Genomic DNA, 3,206 nt, shown 5'->3' on the forward strand with positions numbered 1-3,206 from the left:
GCTTGCCCAGCATGCCGATTTCGTCGACCTCGACGGTCCGCTGCTGCTTGCCCGCGACCGGGTACCGGGCCTTGTCTACCAGGGATCGCTGGTGTCACCGCCCGATACGGCGCTCTGGGGCTGAGCGCGCAGCAAGGCCGATCAGCGCCAGTCCGATCAACGCAATCGGGATCATGGCAAAGAAGCCGTCGACACCGAGACGGTCGTAGAGCGGGCCGGACGCTAGCGTCACCACCGCCATGAAGAAGCCGTTGGAGAAATAGGCAATGCCTTGCGCGGCACCTGTCCGCTCCTCGGAGATCGTTTCGCCGATCATCTTCTGCAGCCCGATCAGCCCCAGCGCCACCGAGACCGAGTGCAGCGACTGGACAGCGAAGAAGCCGGGAATGCCGAGGCCGAGCGGCCAGACCAGCGGAAAGGCGATCCAGCGCACGATGGAGCCGATTCCGGCCATCACCATGACCGACACGACGGAGAACCGGTCGAAAAAGCGGGTGAACATCATGAACATGCAGACTTCCGACACCACGCCCCAAGCCCATAAGAGACCGACTACCGAATCGCCGAGGCCGATCGACTTCCAGTAGATGGAGACGAAACCGTAGAGGAATGCGTGGCTGGCGGTGATGACGCCGACGCCCGTGGAAAAATACAGGAAATACGGGTTGAGAAGCTTCGGCGCTGAATGCTGGATGTCGGTGGCCGACAGCGGCGAGGCGCGCCGCGGACGGCCAAGGCGCGGCGCCAGCAGGCCGGCGGCAAGGGCGGCGGCAAACGCCACCAGAATGATAACCGGAACGGCTTGTGAACCGGTTACCGACAGAATGAAGCCGCCGGCGATATTGGCGAACAAATAGGAAATCGAGCCCCATTTGCGCATGCTTGTGTAGTTCGAACCGAAGCGGCGGACACCCGAAAGAGCCAGCGAATCGGCGATCGGCGAATGCGGCGTCCAGACGATGGTCAGCGCCAGCGAGACCGCCAGCACCATCGCATAGGTGGGTGTCAGGAAATAACCTGCCGACAAAAGCAGCGACGCAGCCATCAGCGCGACATAGACATCGGCGCGGTCCCTGGCACGGTCGGCCAGCGCGGTCAGCAGCGGCGTCGTCACCACGCGCAGGAACATCGGCGCCGCCAGAATGACCGCGATCTGCTCGGCATGAAAACCCTTGGCCTGCAGCCACAGCGGAAAATACGGCAAGTGCGTTCCGAGCGGCACGAAAAGCGTCGCGAAGATCAGGCTCATGCGCAGTTCGAAATGGCGCGGCTTGACGAGTTGTTCGGGCGAGAGCTGCGGCAGGGACATGAATCGATCCAATCGCGCTGTATTCGGCCGGAGGGCAACGCGTATCGATCCCTTAACATGGACGAAAACCGGACGAAACCGGTTGGACTAATTGATTGATTCCGAAGCCGAAAGGACTTCGGACTAGGCCGCCTGCCCTACCCGGTCCTCGATAAGCAGCGGGATAAAGGGCTCGTCCGGCGCCTCGGGCAGCACCTGCGCCCAGGTCAGGATTTCCATGCGGCCGTCAAAATGCTCGACCACAGCCGTACAACTTTCCACCCAGTCGCCGGTGTTGATGTACTGGACATCGCCAAAATTTTCGATGACGGCATGATGGATGTGGCCGCAGATGACGCCATCGACATGCGAACGGCGCGCCTCGTCGGCAAGCATGGTCTGGAACGAGCCGATGAAGTTCACCGCCTTCTTGACGTTGTGCTTGGCCCAGGACGAAAACGACCAATAAGGCAGGCCGAGCAGTTGGCGCAGCCGCGTCACCACGCGGTTGACCAGCATGGCCGCGTCATAGGCGTGGTCACCGAGATAGGCGAGCCAGCGCGCATTGTGGACCACGGTGTCGAACTGGTCGCCATGGATGACGAGCAGCCGCTTGCCGTCGGCGGTCTCGTGGATGGCGCGATCGGCAACGACGATGCCGCCGAAATGCACGCCCTGGAACTGGCGGGCGAACTCGTCATGGTTGCCGGCGATGTAGGTGATGTTGGCGCCCTTGCGCGCCTTGCGCAGCAGTTTCTGCACGACGTCATTATGGCTTTGCGGCCAATGCCAGCTCCGCCGCAGCCGCCAGCCATCAACGATGTCACCCACCAGATAGATGATATCGGCATCGTGATATCGAAGGAAATCGATCAGGAACTCGGCCTTGGCCGCCTTCGAGCCCAGATGGACGTCGGAAATGAACATGCTGCGGAAAGTGCGGGGCTCTTGGCCGGACATCGCGATTTCACCCTTGCTTTCGCGCAGGCTATGCCCCGATTCATGCAACAACCGTATGACGGTTGCGATTGGTCCAGCCGAAGGACTAGCTTGCCGGCCAAATCACAGGAGAAATCGTCATGGATCTTGGTATCCGCGGAAAGAAGGCCATCGTCTGCGCTTCGAGCAAGGGACTTGGGCGCGGTTGCGCCATGGCGCTGGCGGAAGCCGGCTGCGACGTCGTCGTCAACGGACGCAATGCGGAGCTGGTGGCGAAAACCGCCGCTGAGTTGCGCGAGCGCTATGGCGTCACGGTGACGGAAGTCGTCGGCGACGTCTCGAAGCCAGAGGTGCAGAAGGCGCTGCTCGTGGCTTGCCCCGAGCCGGACATCCTGGTCAACAACAATGGCGGACCGCCGCTTCGCGACTTCCGCACGCTCGATCGCGAAAAGATCCTCGAAGGCGTTACCCAGAACATGGTGACGCCGATCGAGCTGGTCCAGGCCGTGCTGGACGGCATGGCGGCGCGCGGCTTCGGTCGCATCGTCAACATCACCTCGCTGTCGGTCTATGTGCCCATTCCCGGCCTCGACCTCTCGTCCGGCGCGCGTGCCGGCCTGACCTCGTTCCTTGCCGGCGTGGCCAGAACGGTTGTCGACCGCAACGTCACCATCAACAGCCTTCTGCCGGGCAAGCTCGACACCGACCGGCTGCGCGGCCCGCATGAGGCCGGCACAGTCGAAAGCCCTCAGGCCGCAGCCGCGCGCAAGACCCGCATCAGCGCCGATGTTCCGGCCAAGCGGCTCGGCACGCCGGAGGAGTTCGGCCAGATCTGCGCCTTCCTGTGCTCGGTCCATGCCGGCTATCTGACCGGGCAGAACATACCGGTCGATGGTGGTCTTTACGTCAGCGCCTTTTGATCAACTTATCCGTGAAACGGTCGGAGCCGTCCGTCAGAAAATCGTCAGAAGTATTTGAT

The 3,206-nt window shown here is 62.2% G+C and carries 3 protein-coding genes and 1 pseudogene; 2 read left to right on the forward strand and 2 right to left on the reverse strand.

Features of this window, described 5'->3' with window-relative positions; translation table 11 throughout:
* Positions 1-124 (forward strand): annotated as a pseudogene (locus EN914_RS39440) (dipeptide epimerase); the annotation flags it as partial.
* Here EN914_RS39440 and EN914_RS29570 read toward each other — a convergent pair.
* Positions 95-1,309 carry an MFS transporter gene (locus EN914_RS29570; RefSeq protein WP_024503549.1) on the reverse strand — a complete coding sequence of 405 codons (1,215 nt, stop codon included), beginning with the start codon at positions 1,307-1,309 and terminating at the stop codon, positions 95-97. The pseudogene EN914_RS39440 and the gene EN914_RS29570 sit on opposite strands and share 30 nt — an antisense overlap.
* Positions 1,310-1,432: 123 nt before the next feature.
* Entirely contained in the window at positions 1,433-2,248 is an 816-nt protein-coding gene (locus EN914_RS29575) for a UDP-2,3-diacylglucosamine diphosphatase (RefSeq protein WP_013531888.1), read from the reverse strand.
* A 119-nt stretch (positions 2,249-2,367) separates the two neighbouring features.
* Between EN914_RS29575 and EN914_RS29580 the strand changes: the two genes are divergently transcribed.
* On the forward strand, positions 2,368-3,147 hold the full coding sequence (locus EN914_RS29580; protein WP_024503550.1) for an SDR family oxidoreductase: 780 nt from the start codon (positions 2,368-2,370) through the stop codon (positions 3,145-3,147).
* Positions 3,148-3,206 lie beyond the last annotated feature (59 nt).

The organism is Mesorhizobium sp. M7A.F.Ca.CA.001.08.2.1 (assembly GCF_003998455.1).
Lineage (GTDB): Bacteria > Pseudomonadota > Alphaproteobacteria > Rhizobiales > Rhizobiaceae > Mesorhizobium > Mesorhizobium ciceri.